Here is a 21,615-nt window from a genome sequence, read left to right as displayed (position 1 = left end):
GCCTGCATTCCGCCGCGCGGGACATCGCGCGATTGCGTTCGTCGTCTCCGGCACGTAGCCTCACGCCACCAACAAGCAGAAAAATTCAGCCGGAGAGAACGCCATGGCGCGCCTGAAGTTCGGAGCCTTCCTTGCCCCGCATCACCCGATCGGGGAGCATCCGATGCTCCAGTTCCGGCGCGATCTCGACCTCGTCGAGCAGCTGGATGCGCTCGGCTATGACGAGTTCTGGTGCGGCGAGCATCATTCCTCCGGCTGGGAGATGATCGCTTCGCCCGAGATGTTTCTGGCCGCAGCCGGCGAGCGCACCAAGCGGATCAAGCTCGGCACCGGCGTCATCTCGCTGCCCTATCACCATCCCTTCAACGTCGCCCAGCGCATGGTGCAGCTCGACCACATGACCGGCGGCCGCGCCATCTTCGGCTCCGGTCCCGGCGCGCTGGCCTCCGACGCGCACACCCTCGGCATCGACCCGATGACGCAGCGCGACCGCCAGGACGAGGCGATCGCCGTGATCCGCCGCCTCTTCAACGGCGAGCGCGTCACCGCCAAGAGCGACTGGTTCACCATGAACGACGCCGCGCTGCAGATCCTCCCCTTGCAGGAGGAGATGCCGTTCGTGGTCGCTTCGCAGATCTCGCCGTCCGGCATGACGCTCGCCGGCAAATACGGCATCGGCATCATCTCGCTGGGCTCGATGACGACGCAGGGCCTGATGTCGCTGCAGCAGCAATGGCAGTTCGCCGAGGATGCCGCCAAGAAGCACGGCACCACGGTGAGCCGCGCCGACTGGCGCGTGCTGCTGACCTTCCATATCGCCGAGACTCGTGAGCAGGCGCGCAAGGAAGCCGGCGCCGGGCTGATGCGCTGGCACAACGAATACAATGTCGGCACGCTGCAGCGGCCGGGCCTTACCGCGTTCTCCTCGCCGGACGAGGCCGTGGACAAGACCGCCTTCGTCGAGGGCGCCGCGTCCACCATCGGCACGCCCGACGATCTCGTCAAAACCATCAAGAACGTGATGGACGTGTCCGGCGGCGTCGGCGCCATCATCGGCTTCGTGCACGACTGGGCCAATCCGGAGAATACGCGCCGGAGCTGGGACATGGTGGCGCGCTACGTCGTGCCGGAGATCAACGGCTACATCGATGGCTTGCGCAAGTCGCAAAAATTCGTGATCGAGAACCGCGCGATCTTCGAGCGTGCAGGCCAGGCCGTGATGGCCAAGATCATGGCGAACGAGAAGGCTGCCGAGGCGCTGAAGGTCACCGGCCCCGGCCGCGTCGCCATTCCCGCCGTCAACGCGCCGGATCTGAATGCGGCGGCTAAACGAATGGGATAGACCGGTACGGCTGCGAATGCGCAGGGGCATAGCGGCACATCGTTCGGTCCGGACTGTGCTATGCTGCGAGTAAAGCGGAGCTATCAGCATGTCGATGCAGGGCGGGTCCTCTTCCAAGGTCCCCTTCGCGCCGCCCAGGCGTAATGAGCTGACGCACATTCCCGGCGACGAGGGTTTGCCGATCATCGGCAAGACGTTTCAACTACTGGCCGATCCCAAGGGTTTCATCGAGGCGTACGCCACGAAACACGGGCTCGTCTTTCGGACCCATTCCTTCGGCCAGACCAACGTCGTGCTGCTCGGGCCCGAGGCCAACGAGCTCGTCCTGTTCGACCAGCAAAAACTATTCTCGTCGACCCATGGCTGGAACCATGTGCTCGAATTGCTATTCCCGCGTGGCCTGATGCTGCTCGATTTCGACGAGCACCGCCTGCATCGCAAGGCGCTGTCTGTCGCGTTCAAGTCTGGACCGATGAAGTCTTATCTCGACAAGCTCGACAAGGGCATCGCAGCGCGGATCGCGCAGTGGAAGGCGAAGCCTGGCTCGATTCAGCTCTATCCGGCGATGAAGCAGTTAACGCTCGACCTCGCAGCGACATCGTTTCTTGGCGCCGATATCGGTCCCGAGGTCGAGGGGATCAACCGCGCCTTTGCCGACATGGTCGCGGCCTCCATCGCTCCGATCCGCCGCCCGTTGCCGGGCACGCAGATGGCGCGCGGCGTGGCTGGCCGCGAGCGCATCGTCGCCTATTTTCGCGAGCAGATTCCGCGTCGTCGCGCCAGAAGCGGCGGAGAGGATCTATTCTCACAGCTCTGCCACGCGACCCACGAGGATGGCGCGCTGCTGTCGGAGCAGGACATCATCGACCACATGAGTTTCCTGATGATGGCCGCGCACGACACGCTGACCTCGTCGCTGACCTCCTTCATCGGCGAGCTCGCCGCCAACCCGGACTGGCAGGGCAAGCTGCGCGCGGAGGTTCTGGCGCTCGGACTTGCTCCTGATGCCCCCAGCAGCTTCGACGATCTCGAAAAAATGCCTCTGTCGGAAATGGCATTCAAGGAGTCGCTAAGGATCAGGCCACCGGTGCCCTCGTTACCGCGTTATGCCATGCGTGATTTCACCTTTATGGGATACTCCGTTCCTGCTGGGACCCGGATCGGCGTCAACCCGCTGTACACGCATCACATGAAGGACATCTGGCCCGAGCCGGGCCGCTTCGATCCCTTGCGTTTCACCGAGGAAGCCCAGCGTGGCCGCCACCGCTTCGCCTTCGTGCCGTTCGGCGGCGGCGCGCATATGTGCCTCGGCCTGCACTTCGCCTATATGCAGGCCAAATGTTTCGCGCGACACTTCCTGCAGAACATCGAGGTGTCGCTGGCGCCGGGCTACAAGCCGGACTGGCAGATGTGGCCGATCCCGAAGCCGCGGGACGGGCTGCGGGTGACGGTGAAGGCGGTTTAGGCGACCCTTCGTAGGGTGGGTTAGCCGAAGGCGTAACCCACCTCTTTAGTCTCCGCGGTAACAGAAGTGGTGGGTTACGCCGGCGCCTGCGCTTCGCGCAGCCGCTGTCTAACCCACCCTACGGCACCGTCGCCGGAGCGGCTACGCCCCCTGATCGAACGCCTTGCGCAAGGCCGACAAGCCCTGCTGCTGCTGGCTCCAGTTACGGCCGCCGGTCATGGCGCCGTCGATGACGAGGTCGTGGCCGTTGATGAAGCTGGATTCGTCGCTGGCCAGGAACACCGCGGCCTGGGCGATATCATCAGGGAGACCTGCGCGCGGGATCGGCTGCGCGGTCTTGTAGACCTCGCGCATCACCGCCGGCGTCTTCTCCGCGGCGTCGGTCGAGAGCCCCAGCGCCTTGCCGAAGATACCGGTCGCGATCGCGCCTGGTGAGATCGAGTTGACGCGCACATTGGACTCGCCGAGCTCCATCGCCACGCATTTGGTGAGATGGATCACCGCAGCCTTGGCCGCGCCATAGACGATCGACGAGGAGAAGCCGGCAAGACGGCCTGCGATGCTGCCATTGTTGATGATGCTGCCAGATCCCTGCTTCTTCATATGGGGCGCGGCGTGCTTCATGCCGAGCACGACGCTGCGCACCAGCGTCGCCATCGCCGCGTCGAAGCGGTCGACCTCGAGACCCTCGATGCCACCGGTCTGCGCCGGGCCGCCGGCATTGTTGAACAGGCAATCGATGCGGCCGAACTTCTCCACCGCGAGCGCGATCAGCGCCTGCATCTGCGCTTCGACCGTCACGTCGGTCTGGAGGAAGACGCAGTTGGCCCCGAGCTGCCGCGCCAGCGCCTCGCCTTCCGGTATGCGCCGCCCGGCGATCACAATTTTGGCACCTTCGGCAACGAAGACTTCCGCAGTCCGCAATCCGATCCCGCTCGTCGCGCCCGTGATCACCGCCACCTTGCCGTCCAGCCTGCCCATGGAATGTCCCTGCTTTCGAACCCCTTGACGCCGAATGGCGAACACCGATCGACGACGGCACCGCGACAGCCGGCGCCGCGACGGTCACTATTCCTGCCGGCTTCCGACAAGGCAAGCTTTGCTTGCGCGCCCGACATGCGTAACATTCAGGGCGAACGCACGTCGCAACCGGGCTGCGCATGCAGAAGCTGATCGAGGAGTTCCGCAAAGGCTGGCAGGGCGTGGCACCGCCGTCGCTCGGCCTCAGCATCGCCTTTGCGATCGCCTGCCTGCTGGTTGCGACGCTGGCGCGCTGGGGCCTCGCCCATGTCCGCCCCGACGTCTACTTCACGCCTTACTTTCCGGCCGTGTTCTTTGCCGCCGCCTTCGGAGGTTTTCGGCTCGGCATCGTGACGGCGATCATCGGCGGCGTGCTTGGCGTGGTCCTGAATTTCAGCGATGCCATTGCCGACAACGCCCGCTTTGCCCTGCTGGCGCTGTACTGGGTGGTCTGCGCACTCACCATCTGGGGCGTCGAGCATTATCGCACGCTCCTGATCGAGCAGCGCCGGATCTCCAAACGCCTGATCGAGGAAGAAGACTACCGCAAGCTGCTGGTCGACGAGCTCCAGCACCGGCTGAAGAACAAGCTCTCGACCGTGCACGCCGTGATTCACCAGGTGCTGCACGACCAGCCGCAGGTCTGGGCCCGGATCGATCCGCGGCTGCGCTCGCTGGCCACGACCGACGATCTGATCTCAAGGATCGACAAAGGGGGCTGCGACATCCGCGACCTGCTGATCGCCGAACTCGGGCCCTACGGCCATGTCCGCTTCACCCTCAACGGCGACCGGCTGTTCCTGCCACCGAAGCTCGCAGTCACGCTGTCATTGATGTTTCACGAACTCGCCACCAATGCAGGAAAGTATGGTGCATTCTCCGCGCCCCGCGGCCTGCTGCAGGTGTCATGGACCGTCAGCGACGACCGCCTGACCGTCACCTGGGACGAAACCGAAGGGCCGAGCGTGGACAAGGTGTCCGAGCCCGGCTTCGGCACCAAGCTGCTGAAATCGGCGCTTTCGGCTTTCGACGGCAGGACCGAGCTCTCCTATCTCAAATCCGGGCTGCATTGCATCATGCAATGCCGCATCCCCAAGAACGGCTAGCCTCGATCCAAGCGAAAGCGATCCGCGCACTCCGCTCGCAGTTTCGCATGCGTCGTTGACGCTCTGTTAATGACGATTTTCTGCGCGCGTCGCATCGCCGCAAAACACCCCCGTATTTCTCCGTACCCCTTAACCAAACTTAAGAGGGAGCTGCGCATGATAGCGTGCATTGCAAAGGCGCGCTGAACAACAAGATTCATGACTTCTATGAACGACAACAAATATTCCGGCGCGAATGAAGCCGAACTCGGGTTTCTCAAGGAAATCGTTAGAATGCTGCCGGCCGGCCTGACCGTGCAGGACGCCCATGGCGAGCTTCTGCTGGTTAACGATGCTGCCGCGGCCCAGCTCGGCATGGACGGCAGCCGGCCCTCTCCGGATCTGGCGCCGCGCCGCGAAGCCTGCCGGAGGGCGCTGAGCGCCGGCCGGGCCGTCGTCACCGAGGAAGCGCTTCACGACGGCGCCGCGCGCCAGGTGCTGCTCACGACCCATCGTCCCGTTCGCCTCGCCGGACGCGAGCTCCTGATCTCGGCCTCCTCCGACATCACCGAGCAGAAGAATTTCGAGGACCAGCTGTTCCGCTCGGCCTATTTCGACGAGCTGACCGGCCTGCCCTCGCGCCGCGTGATCGAGCATCGCGCCAACAGCCTGCTCGCGCGCGATCGCAGCAGTGAGCGTTTCGCGCTCGCCTTTCTCGACGTCGACAATTTCAAGCACATCAACGACTATTACGGCCACGCCGTGGGCGATGCACTGCTGGTCGAGCTGTCGAAGCGGCTCGGGCGCGACCTGCGCGATTCCGACATGCTGTCGCGCATCTCGGGCGACGAATTCCTGCTGCTGCTCTCTCCGATCCAGAGCCAGGAGGAAGTCGCCGAGTTCATGCAATCGACGCTGGAGCGGCTGACCGCGCCGTTCTTCATCGACCATTCGGAAGTCTTCGCCTCGACCTCGGTCGGCATCAGCCTCTACCCCGACCACGGGCGCAGCTTCGAGACGCTGCGGCAGAACGCCGACATCGCGATGTACCGCATCAAGAACAACGGCAAGGGACTGGCCGCGTTCTTCGACGCCAGCATGGAGCGCGAGGCGCTGGCGCGGAGCAAGATCGAGCAGTCGCTGCGGCTCGCCATCCTGGAAAAGCGCTTCTGCTGCGCCTTCCAGTCCAAGGTCGACATCCGCACGCAGGCCGTGAAGGGCATCGAGGCCCTGGTGCGCCTGCGCGACGACGAAGGCGTGATCCAGGCGCCGGGCTCGTTCATCAACCTCGCCGGCGAGCTCGGGCTGATCGACGAGCTGACCCATCTCGTGCTGGCCGAGATCGTCAAGTCGATCGACCTGATCAACGACACCTTCGGCGCGGAAGCGACCATCAGCATCAACGTCGCCGCCAAGCAGGCCGGCAATCCCGAGTTCATGCGCAGCTTTGCGCGGGCGCTGGAGGAGACCGGCTTTCCGCAGCGCTTCATGATCGAGGTGACCGAGGACGCCTTCGTCGCCAAGAATCATTTCCAGGCCGAGATCCTGCCGATGTTCCGCAAGCTCGGCGTCGGCATCTCGATCGACGATTTCGGCACCGGTTATTCCTCGCTCTCGGCACTCGCCGACATCACCGCGGACGAGATCAAGATCGACCGCTCCTTCATCACTGACATCCACAAGCGTCCGCGCAGCCAGGGCATCTTGCGCGCGATCGAATCCCTGAGCGAGGCGCTCGGCATCACCGTGATCGCCGAGGGCCTCGAATCCTACGAGGAGCTCGCCTATCTCCAGGCCGCGACCAAGATCCGCTACGCGCAGGGCTATTACTTCTCGCGGCCGATCTTCCTGGAGGAGCTGAAGCTCGCAACGCCGGTCTCCAGCGAGTCGCGTCCCGGTATCGCCAGCCGCCCGATGCAGCAGAACCGCCAGGGCTATTCGCGGGCGAGCGGGTATCGGAGGTAGGGTGGCAAGCGCCGCTCCAATCTCGGTGTCGTCGCCCGGCTTGACCGGGCGACCCAGTATTCCAGAGACAGTCGTTGTTGAATCGATAGGCCGCGGCGTACTGGATGCCCCGGTCAAGCCGGGGCATGACAATGGAGGGTGTGGCCTGCGCCCCAACGCCCAATTCCCCCTTTGAAATTACTGTCCTTTTGCTAATACACAGGCGGGCTTCCCGCGAGGCACGTCATGTCCGTTCCCACTTCTGCCGTCAGCGACCCCGCCTATCTCCGTGCGCGCGCGATGGTGACGCTGTTCGAGCGGCTGGAGAACCTCTGCGAGGGCGCGATTGCGATCGATCGCGGCGGGCGCGTCGTCTACGTCAACGAGAAATATCTGGCCTCGCTCGGCCTCGAGCATACGGCGGACGCGATCGGCCGGCCGATCGAGGAAATCATCCCGAACAGCCTGATGCGGAAGGTGGCCGAGACCGGCGAGCCGATCCTGCTCGACATCATGGAGCTCGGCGGCGAGCAGCTCGTGGTGACGCGGATGCCGATCGAGGACGAGAACCGGAAGGTCATCGGCGCGATCGGCTTCGTGCTCTACGACCATCTGGAGAGCCTCAAGCCGCTGCTCGCCCGCGTCGCCCAGCTCGAGAGCGATCTGCGGCTGGCGCGACGGCAATTGTCCAACGCCCGTGCCGCGCGCTTCACCTTCGCCGATTTCGTCGGCACGACGCCGGGAATCGCGCAGGCCAAGGAGCTCGCAGGCCGCGCCGCGCGGCAGAGCGTCACGGTGCTGCTCACCGGCGAAACCGGCACGGGCAAGGAGATGCTGGCGCAGGCGATCCACAACGCCTCCTCCCGCGCCGACAAGCCGTTCGTCAGCGTCAATGTCGCCGCGATCCCCGAGACGCTGATCGAATCCGAATTCTTCGGCACCGCGCCCGGGGCCTATACCGGCGCCGACCGCAAAGGGCGCGAGGGGAAATTCCGGATCGCCGACGGCGGCACGCTGTTCCTCGACGAGATCGGCGAGATGCCGCTGCAGCTGCAGGCGAAGCTCCTGCGCGTGCTGCAGGAGCGCGAGATCGAGCCGCTCGGCTCGGACAAGATCAGCAAGGTCGACGTCCGCGTCATCGCCGCGACCAATGTCGATTTGCGCAAGCGCGTCAGCGACGGCGCATTCCGGCCCGATCTCTACTATCGCCTCAACGTGCTCTCGGTCGACCTGCCGCCGCTGCGTCAATGCCTCGACGATCTCCCCGACATCTGCGCCCGGCTGCTCGACGACATCAGCGCGTCCGGCGACTACGTCAAGGCCAAGATCACGCCGAGCGCGCTGGCCGCACTCGCCCGCTATGATTGGCCGGGCAACGTCCGCGAGCTCCGCAACATCCTCGAGCGCGCGCTGATCCTCAGCGATTCCGGGCGGCTGACCGGCGACGATTTCGTCCGCATTCTCCCTGTTGGCGCCGAGGTCAGGCTCGCACCGCCCGAGCGGCCGGCGGGAACGGTGGTGCCCTATGCGGAGGCCGAGGCCGAGTTCGAGAAGCACACGCTCGAACAGGCGCTCGCCGCCAGCAACGGCCAGATCTCGGAAGCCGCCAAGATGCTGCAGATCTCGCGCGCGACCTTCTACAAGAAGCTCGCCAAGTTCGGCCTCGCCACGGGGCCAGCCTCCGTCTGAGTTTCGAGACTCAGCCGTCCAGAGTCTCGGAATCCTGACACGCGACCTGGCCGCTCTTTCCCGAGGCCTTTGCTGAATCTGCTGGGTTTTCAGCCAATTTGCGCAAACCTGTGGCATCTGGCGCGGAGCTTGCTCTTCGCTTTGCACAATGACGCGTGCTGCACATGCGCATTCGCAACCAGGGAGGACGCAAGATGAGTGAAGCGATCTCGGTCCATCAGCTTCAGACCAGACAGCCCTCGCACGTCACGGTCGCCACCGCGAGCCTGATCGGCACGGCGATCGAGTGGTACGACTTCTTCCTCTACGGCACCGCCGCGGCGCTGATCTTCAACAAGCTGTTCTTTCCGACCTTCGACCCGATGATGGGCACGCTACTGGCGTTCGCGACCTACGCGCTCGGCTTCATCGCGCGCCCGCTCGGTGGCATCGTGTTCGGGCATTACGGCGACAAGATCGGCCGCAAGACCATGCTCTATCTGACGCTGCTGATCATGGGCGCGGCGACCGCGGCGATCGGCTTCCTGCCGACCTACGAGACCGCCGGCATCTGGGCCGCGATCCTGCTGGTGACATGCCGCCTGATCCAGGGTTTTGGCCTTGGCGGCGAATGGGGCGGCGCGGTGCTGATGGCGGTCGAGCATGCGCCGGCGGACAAGAAAGGGTTTTACGGCAGCTGGCCGCAGCTTGGCGCGCCGCTCGGCCTCGTGCTCGGCACGCTGGTGTTCTCGGTGGTGTCAGCAATGCTGACCGATGCGCAGCTCTATGCCTGGGGCTGGCGCATCCCGTTCCTGTTCTCGATCGCGCTGGTGCTGGTCGGCCTGTGGATCCGCTTCACCATCGCGGAATCGCCGGAGTTCCAGAAGGTCAAGGACACCAAGCAGGAAGTGAAGATGCCGATCCTCGAGGCGATCAGGATGTACCCGAAGAACATCCTGCTCGCGATGGGCGCGCGCTTTGCCGAAAACGGCTTCTTCTACATCTACGCGACCTTCGTGCTCGCCTATGCCACGCAATCGCTCGGCATGAACAAGCAGGACATGCTCAACGGCGTGCTGATCGGCGCGGCGATCGAGACCTTCACCATCCCCGCCTTCGGCGCGCTCTCCGACCGCCTCGGGCGGCGGCCGATCTACATCTTCGGCGCGGTGTTCTCGGCGCTGATGTCGTTCCCGCTGTTCATGCTGCTTTCGACCAAGAACCCGCAATACGCCTGGATCGCGATCGTGCTCGGTCTCGCCGTCGGCCACGCCGCGATGTACGGCCCGCAGGCGAGCTTCCTGTCGGAGCTGTTCGGCACCAAGGTGCGCTATAGCGGCGTCTCGCTCGGCTACAACCTCGCCTCGATCTTCGCCGGCGCGCTGTCGCCGCTGATCGCGACGGGATTGATGACGGCCTACGCGCCGGCGACCTGGCCGATCTCCCTCTACATGATAGCGCTGGCGCTGATCACCGTCGTCTCGGTCTATTTCGCCACCGAAACGCGCAAGGTCGCCCAGCCCTGAACGGGCTGAGCGCGGCCCCCGCGACGCCGGAGCGGCTGGTCGCCAGCCGCTCCACGCGGTACGAATAGAGGCAAGCGAGAAGAACCGGCATGCGGTCCGCAACAGACATGGGAGGGAATGCCATGAGCCAGCATCCTGCCTTGCCCTATTTGCGTAACGCCGAGAAGGGCAAAGTCGTCACCGCGGCGGAAGCCGTCATGCTGATCCGTGACGGCGACACGGTCGCCACCGGCGGCTTCGTCGGCATCGGCTTTGCCGAGGAGATCGCGATTGCGCTGGAGGAGCTCTATCTCTCCAACGAGGGCGATGCGCCCTACACCCAAGGCAAGCCGCGCAATCTGACGCTGGTCTATGCGGCCGGCCAGGGCGACGGCAAGCAGCGCGGCCTCAATCATCTCGCGCATGAAGGCCTGGTCCGGCGCGTGATCGGCGGGCACTGGGGCCTTGCCCCCAAGCTGCAGCAGCTCGCGATCGCCAACCAGATCGAGGCCTATAATTTGCCGCAGGGCGTGATCACGCACCTGTTCCGCGACATCGCGGCGCATCGGCCCGGTCACATCACCCGCGTCGGCATGGGCACCTTCGTCGATCCCCGGCATGGCGGCGGCAAGCTGAACGCACGCACCACCGAGGACATGGTGGAGCTGATCACGCTGCGCGGCGAGGAGTGCCTGCTCTACAAGACGTTCCCGATTCAAGTCGGGATCATCCGCGCCACGACAGGCGATCCCGACGGCAACCTCACCATGGAGAAGGAGGCGCTGACGCTGGAGGCGCTCGCCATCGCCATGGCGGCGCATAATTCCGGCGGCATCGTCATCGCCCAGGTCGAACGCGTCGCCGAGAGCGGCAGCCTCAATCCGCGACAGGTCAAGATCCCCGGCATCCTCGTCGACTGTGTCGTCGTGTCGAGACCTGAGAACCATTGGCAGACCTTCGGCACGCAATATAATCCGGCCTTCTCGAGCGAGATCCGCGTCCGCGCCGCTTCCCTGCCAGTGATGCCCGTCAGCGAGCGCAAGATCATCGCCAGGCGCGCCGCCCTCGAGCTCAAGGCCAACAGCGTCGTCAATCTCGGCATCGGCATGCCCGAGGGCATCGCTTCGGTCGCCAATGAAGAGCGGATCATCGACCTCATCACGCTGACGGCGGAACCGGGCGTGATCGGCGGCATCCCGGCGAGCGGGATCGATTTCGGTGCGGCGATCAACACCCAGGCGGTGATCGACCAGCCCTATCAGTTCGATTTCTACGACGGCGGCGGCTTAGATGCCGCCTTCCTCGGCCTCGCCCAGGTCGACCGCGCCGGCAATCTCAATGTCAGCAAGTTCGGGCCGAAGCTTGCGGGGGCCGGCGGCTTCATCAACATCAGCCAGAACGCCAAGGAGGTCGTCTTCGTCGGCACCTTCGGCGCAGGCAAGCAGCGCATCGCGGTGAATGACGGCAAGCTCGCCATCCTCGACGAAGCCAAATCACGCAAGTTCGTCGACAAGGTCGAGCACGTCACCTTCAGCGGCCCGTTCGCCGCCGCGCGCAAGCAACGCACGCTCTATGTCACCGAACGCTGCGTGCTCGAGCTCAGGCCGGACGGGCTCGAGCTCACGGAAGTTGCGCCCGGCATCGACATCGAGCGCGACATCCTGCGCCTGATGGACTTCAAGCCGCTGATCCCGCGCGATCCTGCCCTGATGGATGCCCGCATCTTCCGCGACGGACCCATGGAGCTGCGCGAGCGCCTGCTCACCATCCCGCTCGACCAGCGCTTCACGCTGGACGAGCAGCAGAACCTGTTCTTCGTCAATCTGGAGCGCTATCCGCTGCGCAGCAAGGCCGAGATCGACGCCATCGCGGCGCTCGTCGAAGCAAAGCTCGCTCCGCTCGGCCGCCGGGTTTACACCATCGTCAATTATGACAACTTTTCCATCCTGCCGGAGCTGATGGACGATTATTCGGCCATGGTGCGCAGCCTGGTCGACCGCTTCTATTCCGGCGTGTCGCGCTACACCACGTCGGGCTTCCTGCGCATCAAGCTCGGCGAAGCCCTGGAGAAGCGCGGCGTCGCGCCGCATATCTTCGAGAGCGCGGAGGAAGCCCAGTCGGATCGACGTCAGGCCGAGGGGGCCGACGCATCGCACACCATGCGGCAAGCCCAAAAATGATGCATGCTCGAAAGGCCGACACGCTCGGCCGGAGGTTCAATTGCAATGTTCGTAGTGTTGTGCAAATCGCTGTTATCGAGAAACTTTGAATCAGGAGGGACCATCGTGCGTCGATCATTCATCATAACAACAACCATCCTCGCTCTCGCCGCGAGCACCTCCGCACGGGCCGACGATTTCAAGGTCGCGCTGATCTACGGCAAGACCGGTCCGCTGGAAGCCTATGCCAAGCAGACCGAGACCGGCCTGCAGATGGGTTTTGAATACGCCACCAAGGGCACCATGACCCTCGACGGTCGCAAGATCGTCATCATCACCAAGGACGACCAGGGCAAGCCGGACCTTGCGAAGGCCGCGCTCGCGGAAGCCTATCAGGACGACAAGGCCGACATCGCCATCGGCACGACCTCGTCGGCCGCGGCGCTCGCGATTCTCCCGGTCGCCGAAGAGAACAAGAAAATCCTGATCGTCGAGCCCGCCGTCGCGGACCAGATTACCGGCGAGAAATGGAATCGCTACATCTTCCGCACCGCGCGCAACTCCTCGCAGGACGCGATCTCCAACGCGGTCGCGATCGGCAAGCAGGGTGTCACCGTCGCGACGCTGGCGCAGGACTACGCCTTCGGCCGCGACGGCGTCGCCGCCTTCAAGGAGGCGCTGGCCAAGACCGGCGCGACGCTGGCAGCGGAAGAATATGCCCCGACCTCGACCACCGACTTCACCGCGGTCGGCCAGCGCCTGTTCGACGCGCTGAAGGACAAGCCCGGCCGCAAGGTGATCTGGGTGATCTGGGCCGGCGCCGGCAATCCGCTGGCAAAGCTCCAGGACATGGACCCGAAGCGCTACGGCATCGAGCTCTCCACCGGCGGCAACATCCTGCCGGCGCTCGCCGCCTATAAGAGCCTGCCCGGCATGGAAGGCGCGACCTATTACTTCTACGAGATCCCGAAGAACCCGGTGAACGACTGGCTGGTCGCCGAGCACCAGAAGCGCTTCAAAGCGCCGCCGGACTTCTTCACCGCGGGCGGTTTCGCGGCCGCGATGTCCGTCGTCGCCGCTGTCACCAAGGCGAAGTCGACCGACACCGAGAAACTGATCACGGCAATGGAAGGCCTGGAGTTCGACACGCCGAAGGGCAAGATGGTGTTCCGCAAGGAAGACCATCAGGCGCTGCAGAGCATGTATCACTTCAAGGTCAAGGTCGATCCGAACGTCGCCTGGGCCGTGCTCGAGCCGGTGCGCGAGCTGAAGATCGAGGACATGGACGTTCCTGTCCGCAACAAGCGGTGATGGCTCCGCCTCTCCCATCGGGAGAGGTCGCGCCGAACGCGCGGGTGAGGGGTTAAGCTCTCTCGTGGGACCTCAGTCCCCTCACCCGAATTGCTGCTGGACGATGCGTCGCATCGCCAGGCGCAAATCGACCTCTCCCCCGGGGAGAGGTTTACCGTCCCAGCCGAGACACCTTACCGACATGACGCTCACCCTCGAAACTCGCGACCTCACCATCCGCTTCGGCGGGCATGTCGCGGTCAACAACGTCACCTGCACGTTTCGCCCGGGCGAGCTCACCGCCATCGTCGGGCCGAACGGCGCCGGCAAGACCACCTATTTCAACTTGATCTCGGGCCAGCTGCGCGCATCGAGCGGCAGCATTCTGTTCGACGGCACCGACATCACCCAGCATTCCGCGCCGATGCGGACCCGTGCGGGTCTCGGGCGCGCGTTCCAGCTGACAAATCTCTTTCCGAACCTCACCGTGGAAGAGAATGTCCGCCTCGCGGTGCAGGCGGCGAACGGCACCCATTACGACATGCTGCGGCCCTGGACGGTGCGCCGCGACCTGATCGCGCGGGCGGATGCCATCCTCGACCAGGTCGCGCTCGGCATTCGCCGCGGCGTCACTGCTACCGCGCTGTCGCATGGCGACCAGCGCAAGCTCGAGGTCGCCCTGATGATCGCGCTGGAGCCGAAAGTGTTCATGTTCGACGAGCCGACCGCCGGCATGAGCATCGACGAGGTGCCTGTCGTGCTCAACCTGATCGCACAGCTCAAGCAGGACAGGAGCAAGATCATCCTGCTGGTCGAGCACAAGATGGATGTGGTGCGTTCACTCGCAGACCGCATCATCGTGCTGCATAACGGCCAACTCGTCGCCGACGGCCCGCCTGCCGAGGTGATCGCCTCGCCGATCGTGCAGGAAGCCTATCTCGGCGTAGCACCGAAGAGCGCAGCATGACCGATCTCCTGAAACTCTCCGGCGTGCACACTCATATCGGGCGCTATCACATCCTCCAGGGCATCGATCTTGCCGTCCCGCAAGGACAGGTCACGATGCTGCTCGGCCGCAACGGCGCCGGCAAGACCACGACGCTGCGCACCATCATGGGCCTGTGGCAAGCCTCCAGCGGCGAGATCAGCCTCGCGGGGATGCGCATCGAGAGCCGCGCCACGCCCGACATCGCCCGGCTCGGCGTCGGCTACGTGCCGGAGAGCATGGCCGTGTTCTCCGACCTCACGGTGAAGGAGAATCTCGTTCTCGCGGCGCGCGACGCACCGATGGACGACAAGCAGCTGGAATGGATTTTCGGCTTCTTCCCGGCGCTGCGCCGGTTCTGGCTGTCGCGCGCGGGGAGTCTCTCGGGCGGACAAAAACAAATGTTGTCTATCGCGCGCGCGATCGTTGAACCGCGAAAACTGCTCCTGATCGACGAGCCGACCAAGGGGCTGGCGCCCGCCATCGTGATGGCGCTGATCGAGTGCCTGAAGGAGATCAAGCGCAAGGGCGCGACGATCCTCCTGGTCGAGCAGAATTTCTTTGCCGCCCGCGAGCTCGGCGACAATGTGCTGGTGATGGACAACGGCACCATCGTCCATCGCGGCGAGATGGCGGCGCTCGCCGCCGACGTGCCGCTGCAGGAGCGGCTGCTCGGCCTGAGCCTGGAGGCGCATCAGTGACTGACCTTGCCGCAACCGATCCCCTGCCGAAGCCGAAGCGCGACATCGCGCCGGTCCTGCTGCCGATCGCTCTCGCGCTTCTGATGATCCCGCTGATCGGCTCGACCAGCTCCTGGCTGACCCTGACCGCCGCGAGCCTTGCCATGGGCATGATGATCTTCATCATGGCCTCAGGGCTCACGCTGGTGTTCGGCCTGATGGACGTGCTCAATTTCGGGCATGGCGCCTTCATTGCCGTCGGGGCCTATGTCGCGACCCTGGTGTTGGCGCCGTTCGCGGCGTCGATCCAGGCGGATTCGCTCTGGATGAACCTCGCGGTGCTCGCCCCGGCCGCGCTGCTGTCGATGGCGGTGTCGGGCGCGCTCGGCCTCGTCGTCGAGCGCGTGCTGATCCTGCCCGTCTATGGCCAGCATCTGAAGCAGATCCTGATGACGACCGGCGGCCTGATCGTCGCCGAACAGACGCTCTATGCGCTGTGGGGGCCGCAGATCATCCCGATGCCACTGCCGGCCTCGCTGCGCGGCTCCTTCATCCTCGGCGACGTCGCCATCGCCAAATACCGCGTGCTGGCGATGCTGATCGGGCTTGCCGTCTTCATCGCGATCCAGGTCGTGCTCAACCGCACCAAGCTCGGCCTGTTGATCCGCGCCGGCGTCGAGAACCGCGAGATGGTCGAGGCGCTCGGCTATCGCATTCGCCGGCTGTTCCTCGGCGTGTTCATGACGGGCTCGGCGCTGGCCGGCCTCGGCGGCGTGATGTGGGCGCTGTATCGCGAGCAGGTCCACGCCTCCATGAGCGACGACCTCACCGTCCTGATCTTCATCGTCGTCATCATCGGTGGCCTGGGGTCGATCGGCGGCTGCTTCATCGGCGCGATCCTCGTCGCCATGGTCGCCAATTATGGCGGCTTCCTGGTGCCGAAACTCGCCCTCGTCTCCAACATCCTGCTGATGGTCGCCATTCTGATGTGGCGGCCGCGCGGCCTCTATGCGGTGACCAGCCGATGATGATCCTCTCCGGCGATCCGCCGCGCAGCCGCATTCTTACCCTTGTTCTCGTCGTCATCATCCTGGCGCTGGCGGCGACGCCGTTCCTGTTCCCGGGCGCCAAGGCGCTGAACGTCGCGGCCAAGATCTGCGTCTTCGCCGCGCTGGTCGCCTCCTACGATCTCCTGCTCGGCTATACCGGCTCGGTGTCGTTCGCCCACACCATGTTCTACGGCATCGGCAGCTACGCCATCGCGATCGCGCTGTACGGGATGGGCCCGAACTGGGCGGCGGTCGCCACCGGCATCGTCACCGGCCTGCCGCTTGCGGCGCTGCTTGCGCTCGCGATCGGCCTGTTCTCGTTGCGGGTGGCCGCGATCTTCTTTGCCATGATCACGCTCGCGGTCGCCTCCGCCTTCCAGGTGCTGGCATCGCAGCTGTCCTGGCTGACCGGCGGCGAAGACGGACGCAGCTTCCAGCTGCCGGAGCTGCTGCGCCCCGGCACGGTGCTGATCTCCAAGAACCTGTTTGGCTTCGAGATCAACGGCCGCATCCTGACGTTCTATCTGGTGTTCGCGGTCTCGGCGCTGATGATCCTCGCGCTGCTGCGGGTGGTGAACTCGCCGTTCGGCCGCGTGCTGCAGGCGATCCGCGAGAACCGCTTCCGCGCCGAGGCGCTCGGCTTCCGCACCGTCTTCCATTTGACCTACGCCAACTGCCTCGCGGCCCTCGTCGCCGCCAGCGCCGGCATCCTGAACGCGCTGTGGCTGCGCTATGCGGGTCCCGACACCTCGCTCAGCTTCTCGATCATGCTGGACATCCTGCTGATGGTCGTGATCGGCGGCATGGGCACGATCTACGGCGCGATCATCGGCGCCACCATCTTCATCCTGGCGCAGAACTATCTGCAGTCGCTGATGGGCGTCGCCTCGAAGGCGGCGTCGGAAGCCGGCCTGCCGCTGCTGCCGGGGCTGCTGCATCCCGACCGCTGGCTGCTTTGGCTCGGGCTGCTCTTCATCGCCAGCGTCTACTTCTTTCCGACCGGCGTGGTCGGACGGCTGCGCCATGGCGGCGGCAAGAAGACCGCGGGCGCCTCGCATTAAGCATCGATTAATGATGCAGCGCAGCGGTTGTTGCTGGCGCAGCGCAACTGCGACGTGCTTCGCGCCTGCCGGCACACGAGCGCGACAGCACAACCGGATTTAATCCTTAGGTAACTGGTTTTCCTAAGCTTTGCGCCATTTGTGAGGTGTATTCCTGTTCCTCCAGGGAGGGGGAATGCGCCAGGTCTTTTCCACGATGGCAGCCGCAATGTCCGTAGCCGCGAAAAACGGCTGGGCCGCCTTGGCGCGTCGTGGCCCTGTCCTGTGGCTGACCCTGTGCGGCGTATTGCTGGTCGCGGGGATCTTCGCCGTGACCGCCATGGCCGTCGGCGAATTTCGCGAACGGACCCTGGCCAACCGCGAGCGCGAGCTGGAAAATACGGTGCAGCTGATCGCGCGGCACTTCGATCAGCAGTTTGAAGACTCCGATGTCGTTGCCGCCGATCTGATCGGTCAGATGAACCTGCCGGAGATCAGCTCGCCCGCGATGTTCCGCGAGCGCCTATCGGGCCTTGCGGCGAACCAGATGCTCCGCAGCAAGGTCAGCTCGGTCTCCTATCTCGGCGACATCGCGATCTACGATGCCGACGGAGAGCTCATCAACTGGTCGCGGGCCCAGCCGCTGCCCAAGATCAACGTGTCCTCGCGCGCCTATTTTCAGACGCTCAAATCCGATCCGATGGCCGAGCCGGTCATCCTGGAATCGGTCCGCAGCTTCATCATCGGCAAATGGACCACGGTCGTCGCACGACGGCTGCGCGGCGCCGACGGCACCTTCTTCGGCGCGATGGTCCGCCGGATCGATCCGGACAGCTACCAGAACTATTTCGCATCCGTGGCACTTGCGGAAGGCACGGCGATCTCGCTGTTCGACCGCGAAGGCAAGATGCTGGCGCGCTACCCGCATGCCGAGGAGCTGATCGGCAGGAGCTTCAAGGATGCGCCGCTGATGCGGAAGGTGCTGACCAAGGGCGGCCAGCACACGCTTCGCGTGATTAGTCCGGTCGACCACGAGGAGCGGCTCGGCTCGGCGGCGTCACTGCAGCATTTCCCGCTGGTCATCGTCGCCACCAACACCACGGCTGCAGCGCTTGCGGACTGGCGGCAGCAGACCGGCTTCATGGTCACCACGGCCGCGCTTTCGGCCGCCGTGATCGCCCTGATCCTCTATCTGATCATTCGCCAGATCCACCGGCAGAACCGCGAGGCCCAGGAGCGGATCGAGGCGGAGCGCCTGCGGCTCGACACCGCGCTCAACAACATGTCGCAAGGGCTGATTCTCTACGACGCCGCCGGTTACATCGTCACCTGCAACCGCCGCTACGCCGACATGTTCGGCCTTTCCCACGACGTCATCAAGCCCGGCTGTCACATCCGCGAGGCGATGTATCATCGCAAGGAACGCGGCGCGTTCGGCGGCGACGTCGAGGCATTTTGCGCAGATGTCATGAGGATCGTCGCCGAAGGCACGGTCTCCAGCAGGGTCCACGAGCTGCCCAACGGCCGCGCCTTCCAGGTCATCAACACCCCGCTCGCGCAAGGCGGCTGGGTCGCGACGATCGAGGAGATCACCGAGCGGCGCAATCTGGAGCAGGAGCGCGACCGCAACTACATGTTCCTGCGCGAGATCATCGATCACATCCCTTCCCAGATCACGGTGAAGGACGCTCGCACACGGCAATATCTGCTGATCAACCGGACCGCCGAGGAGCAGTTCGGCCAATCGAGCGAAGCCATTATCGGCAAGACCCCCCGCGACATCTACCCGGATGACTCCGCCAGGATTGTCACCGAGGACGACGGCGAGGCGCTGCTAACCGACACCGGGTTGTTCAAGGACGAGCATCCCTGGCCGAGCCTGACCAAGGGGATGCGCTACATCACCTCGACCCGGATCGGGATTCGCGACAAGTCCGGCGAGCCGCGCTATCTCATCAGTGTCGTCGAGGACGTCACCGAGCGGCGGCGTGCCCACGAGAAGATCGCGCATATGGCGCATTACGATGCGCTGACCGACCTGCCGAACCGCACGCTGTTCCGCGAGCAGATCGAGCGCGAGCTTGCGAAGGCCGCCGGCGGCGAGCCATTCGCGCTGCTCTATATCGACGTCGACGAGTTCAAGGGCATCAACGATTCGCTCGGCCATCACGTCGGCGACGAGCTGCTGAAGGCGATCGCGACCCGCCTGCGCGGCTGCCTCAAGAAGGGCGACCTGATCGCACGGCTCGGCGGCGACGAATTCGCGGTGATCCAGACCGGGATCCGATCCTCCGCCGACGTGCTGTCCTTCGTCACGCGGATCTACGAAGCGATCCGGCAGCCCTATCACTGCCTCGGCCACCAGCTCTCCACCGACGCGAGCATCGGCATTGCGCTGGCGCCGCAGGATGGCAGCGATCTCGACCAGCTCATCAAGAACGCCGACCTCGCGATGTACGGCGCCAAGGCCGAGGGCCGCCGCACCCACCGCTTCTTCGAACCAGAGATGGATGCGAGCGCCAAGGCGCGCCTGACCATGGAGCAGGACCTGCGCCAGGCCCTGGTGAACGGCGGCTTCGAGATCCACTATCAGCCGCTGGTCGATCTGCGTTCCGGCGAGGTCTCCGGCTGCGAGGCGCTGCTGCGCTGGCGCCACCCCGAGCGCGGCATGGTCTCGCCGGCGGAGTTCATTCCGATCGCCGAGGATACCGGCCTCATCAACGAGCTCGGCGACTGGGTGCTGCGCATGGCCTGCAACGAAGCCGCGACCTGGCCGACGCATATACGGGTTGCGGTCAACGTCTCGCCGGTGCAACTCAAATGCGACACGCTGGCGCTCAGGATCGCCGGCGCGCTCGCCGCCTCTGGCCTTGATCCGCGCCGGCTCGAGCTCGAGATCACCGAGGCCGTGCTGATCCGCGATGACGAGGCGGCGCTGTCGATCCTGCACCAGCTCCGTTCGATCGGCGTGCGCATCGCGCTCGACGATTTCGGCACCGGCTATTCCTCGCTCAGCTACCTCAAGCGCTTCCCGTTCGACAAGATCAAGATCGATCGCTGCTTCGTCGCCGACATCGCGGAGACCAGCGGCGCGCCCGTCATCGTGCAGGCGGTGGTGAACATCGCCGCCGCCAGCAGCATGACCACGGTCGCCGAGGGCGTCGAGACCGAGGCCCAGCGCGAGATGCTGCGTAACCTCGGCTGCACCGAGATGCAGGGCTACCTGTTCAGCGCGCCGAAGCCGGCCGCCGAGGTGCGAAAACTGTTCGGCCCCGGCAATGCCGCGCCGGTGGCGGCGGTGGCCTGAGATGGCGAAGCCGGGCAAGGCGCGGACCGGGAGCGTCGACGCTGCGGATTCCTATGCCGCGCGGCTGATGCAGCATCTGGTGGTGCCGACCTTCGTGATCGACCCGAAGCGCCGCGTCGTGATCTGGAACAGGGCCTGCGAGCGGCTGACCGGCGTCACCGCCTCCGAGGTGATCGGCACCAGCAAGCACTGGCAGGCCTTCTATGAGACGAGGCGCCCCTGCCTTGCCGATCTTGTCGCGCTCGACCGTCCCGAGCGGCTGCCGGAATTCTATTCGGAATATGCCGCGCGCGGCCATAACGGGCTCGGCTTTTCCGCCGAGAACTGGTGCGTGATGCCGAAGCTCGGCAACCAGCTCTATCTCGCCATCGATGCCGGCCCCATCCACGACGAGGCCGGCCAGCTGATCGCGGTGGTGGAGACGCTGCGCGACCTCACCGACCAGAAGCGCGCCGAGATGGCGCTGAAGGAGCTCGCCACCAAGGACGGGCTCACCGACCTGTCGAACCGCCGCTCGTTCGACCAGATGCTGATGAGCGAATGGGCCCGCGCCGAGCGCACGCAGAAGCCGATGGCGCTGCTGTTCGTCGACGTCGATCATTTCAAGCTGTTCAACGACCACCACGGCCACCAGACCGGCGACGAATGCCTGCGCGCGATCGCCGCCGTCGTCAGCCGGCATGCCGTGCGCCCGCTCGACCTCGCCAGCCGTTATGGCGGCGAGGAATTCGCGCTGATCCTGCCGGACATGGATTGCGATGCCGCCTGCGTCATCGCCGAAGAGATCCGCATCGCCGTCATGGCCTTGCGGATCGCCCATGGCGCCCATGGGGCCGGCGACCACGTCACCCTCAGTGTCGGCGTCGCCAGCCGCATTCCCGGCGCGGCCGACGGCGGCCCCGACCGGCTGCTGGGCGAGGCCGACGAGGCGCTCTATGTCGCCAAGCGGCTCGGCCGCAACCGCGTCATCTGCGCCGAAAGGGTGCTGGCCGAGTTCGCGGCCCTCGGCCGGGAGGCGGCACCGGTTCCGGCGCCTTTCCGGCGCAAATCGGCCTAGCCGCCGTGCGGCGAGAAGC

15 protein-coding genes are annotated in these 21,615 nt (G+C 65.0%); 14 read left to right on the top strand and 1 reads right to left on the bottom strand.

All coding sequences use genetic code 11. The features are described 5' to 3' along the window. The first annotated feature begins 103 nt into the window (after window positions 1-103). Together XH79_RS22255 and XH79_RS22250 are read left to right on the top strand one after the other, a co-directional pair. Entirely contained in the window at window positions 104-1,342 is a 1,239-nt protein-coding gene (locus tag XH79_RS22255; RefSeq protein ID WP_271582929.1) for an LLM class flavin-dependent oxidoreductase, read from the top strand. 88 nt (window positions 1,343-1,430) lie between these two features. Then, window positions 1,431-2,807, top strand: a complete 1,377-nt coding sequence (locus XH79_RS22250) for a cytochrome P450 (protein WP_271582928.1) — start codon at window positions 1,431-1,433, stop codon at window positions 2,805-2,807. A 141-nt stretch (window positions 2,808-2,948) separates the two neighbouring features. Here the strand turns inward: XH79_RS22250 and XH79_RS22245 are convergent, their stop codons facing one another. Beyond that, the gene (locus XH79_RS22245; protein WP_271582927.1) at window positions 2,949-3,788 is read right to left on the bottom strand and encodes an SDR family NAD(P)-dependent oxidoreductase; all 840 of its coding nucleotides are present in this window, start codon (window positions 3,786-3,788) and stop codon (window positions 2,949-2,951) included. A 179-nt stretch (window positions 3,789-3,967) separates the two neighbouring features. Here XH79_RS22245 and XH79_RS22240 point away from each other — a divergent pair, with 179 nt between their 5' ends. The 12 genes from XH79_RS22240 (at window position 3,968) to XH79_RS22185 (ending at window position 21,596) form a co-directional block, all read left to right on the top strand. Then, window positions 3,968-4,933, top strand: coding sequence for a sensor histidine kinase (locus tag XH79_RS22240; RefSeq protein WP_271582926.1), 966 nt, complete (start codon window positions 3,968-3,970; stop codon window positions 4,931-4,933). A gap of 207 nt (window positions 4,934-5,140) precedes the next feature. After that, a complete protein-coding gene (locus XH79_RS22235) occupies window positions 5,141-6,877 on the top strand; it encodes a putative bifunctional diguanylate cyclase/phosphodiesterase (protein ID WP_271582925.1) in 1,737 nt (578 codons plus the stop codon). Between the two features lie 225 nt (window positions 6,878-7,102). Continuing rightward, window positions 7,103-8,545, top strand: a complete 1,443-nt coding sequence (locus tag XH79_RS22230) for a sigma-54 interaction domain-containing protein (RefSeq protein WP_271582924.1) — start codon at window positions 7,103-7,105, stop codon at window positions 8,543-8,545. Between the two features lie 194 nt (window positions 8,546-8,739). Then, window positions 8,740-10,050: an MFS transporter gene (locus XH79_RS22225; RefSeq protein WP_271582923.1), complete on the top strand. Its 1,311-nt coding sequence runs from the start codon at window positions 8,740-8,742 to the stop codon at window positions 10,048-10,050. Between the two features lie 122 nt (window positions 10,051-10,172). After that, window positions 10,173-12,209, top strand: a complete 2,037-nt coding sequence (locus XH79_RS22220) for an acyl CoA:acetate/3-ketoacid CoA transferase (protein WP_271582922.1) — start codon at window positions 10,173-10,175, stop codon at window positions 12,207-12,209. Window positions 12,210-12,314: 105 nt separating this feature from the next. Then, complete coding sequence (locus XH79_RS22215; protein ID WP_212340365.1) at window positions 12,315-13,499, top strand: substrate-binding domain-containing protein; 1,185 nt, start codon at window positions 12,315-12,317, stop codon at window positions 13,497-13,499. 181 nt (window positions 13,500-13,680) lie between these two features. Continuing rightward, window positions 13,681-14,445 (top strand): ABC transporter ATP-binding protein, encoded by a 765-nt coding sequence (locus XH79_RS22210; RefSeq protein WP_271582921.1) that lies wholly within the window; start codon window positions 13,681-13,683, stop codon window positions 14,443-14,445. Continuing rightward, window positions 14,442-15,164: an ABC transporter ATP-binding protein gene (locus XH79_RS22205; protein ID WP_212340358.1), complete on the top strand. Its 723-nt coding sequence runs from the start codon at window positions 14,442-14,444 to the stop codon at window positions 15,162-15,164. Before XH79_RS22210 ends, XH79_RS22205 begins: the two co-directional genes overlap by 4 nt. Further along, window positions 15,161-16,171: a branched-chain amino acid ABC transporter permease gene (locus XH79_RS22200; protein WP_271582920.1), complete on the top strand. Its 1,011-nt coding sequence runs from the start codon at window positions 15,161-15,163 to the stop codon at window positions 16,169-16,171. Before XH79_RS22205 ends, XH79_RS22200 begins: the two co-directional genes overlap by 4 nt. Then, window positions 16,168-17,253 (top strand): branched-chain amino acid ABC transporter permease, encoded by a 1,086-nt coding sequence (locus XH79_RS22195; protein WP_271582919.1) that lies wholly within the window; start codon window positions 16,168-16,170, stop codon window positions 17,251-17,253. The genes XH79_RS22200 and XH79_RS22195 overlap by 4 nt, the downstream gene beginning before the upstream one ends. A gap of 175 nt (window positions 17,254-17,428) precedes the next feature. After that, on the top strand, window positions 17,429-20,539 hold the full coding sequence (locus XH79_RS22190) for a bifunctional diguanylate cyclase/phosphodiesterase (protein WP_271582918.1): 3,111 nt from the start codon (window positions 17,429-17,431) through the stop codon (window positions 20,537-20,539). Window position 20,540: 1 nt separating this feature from the next. Beyond that, complete coding sequence (locus tag XH79_RS22185) at window positions 20,541-21,596, top strand: sensor domain-containing diguanylate cyclase (RefSeq protein ID WP_271582917.1); 1,056 nt, start codon at window positions 20,541-20,543, stop codon at window positions 21,594-21,596. Window positions 21,597-21,615 lie beyond the last annotated feature (19 nt).

Origin of the sequence: Bradyrhizobium sp. CCBAU 45389 (genome assembly GCF_028128625.1) — a bacterium.
Lineage (GTDB): Bacteria > Pseudomonadota > Alphaproteobacteria > Rhizobiales > Xanthobacteraceae > Bradyrhizobium > Bradyrhizobium liaoningense_B.
The sequence above is the reverse complement of the archived record's forward strand: the minus strand, read 5'-3'. Positions and strand labels throughout refer to the sequence as shown.

What these genes read in the sequence shown, in the direction of transcription:
- XH79_RS22250 (WP_271582928.1), top strand. Translation starts at nt 1,431, where the DNA reads ATGTCGATGCAGGGCGGGTCCTCTTCCAAGGTCCCCTTCGCGCCGCCC.
- XH79_RS22225 (WP_271582923.1), top strand. Translation starts at nt 8,740, where the DNA reads ATGAGTGAAGCGATCTCGGTCCATCAGCTTCAGACCAGACAGCCCTCG.
- XH79_RS22185 (WP_271582917.1), top strand. Translation starts at nt 20,541, where the DNA reads ATGGCGAAGCCGGGCAAGGCGCGGACCGGGAGCGTCGACGCTGCGGAT.
- XH79_RS22240 (WP_271582926.1), top strand. Translation starts at nt 3,968, where the DNA reads ATGCAGAAGCTGATCGAGGAGTTCCGCAAAGGCTGGCAGGGCGTGGCA.
- XH79_RS22190 (WP_271582918.1), top strand. Translation starts at nt 17,429, where the DNA reads ATGCGCCAGGTCTTTTCCACGATGGCAGCCGCAATGTCCGTAGCCGCG.
- XH79_RS22230 (WP_271582924.1), top strand. Translation starts at nt 7,103, where the DNA reads ATGTCCGTTCCCACTTCTGCCGTCAGCGACCCCGCCTATCTCCGTGCG.
- XH79_RS22210 (WP_271582921.1), top strand. Translation starts at nt 13,681, where the DNA reads ATGACGCTCACCCTCGAAACTCGCGACCTCACCATCCGCTTCGGCGGG.
- XH79_RS22255 (WP_271582929.1), top strand. Translation starts at nt 104, where the DNA reads ATGGCGCGCCTGAAGTTCGGAGCCTTCCTTGCCCCGCATCACCCGATC.
- XH79_RS22220 (WP_271582922.1), top strand. Translation starts at nt 10,173, where the DNA reads ATGAGCCAGCATCCTGCCTTGCCCTATTTGCGTAACGCCGAGAAGGGC.
- XH79_RS22195 (WP_271582919.1), top strand. Translation starts at nt 16,168, where the DNA reads ATGATGATCCTCTCCGGCGATCCGCCGCGCAGCCGCATTCTTACCCTT.
- XH79_RS22205 (WP_212340358.1), top strand. Translation starts at nt 14,442, where the DNA reads ATGACCGATCTCCTGAAACTCTCCGGCGTGCACACTCATATCGGGCGC.
- XH79_RS22245 (WP_271582927.1), bottom strand. Translation starts at nt 3,788, where the DNA reads ATGGGCAGGCTGGACGGCAAGGTGGCGGTGATCACGGGCGCGACGAGC.
- XH79_RS22235 (WP_271582925.1), top strand. Translation starts at nt 5,141, where the DNA reads ATGAACGACAACAAATATTCCGGCGCGAATGAAGCCGAACTCGGGTTT.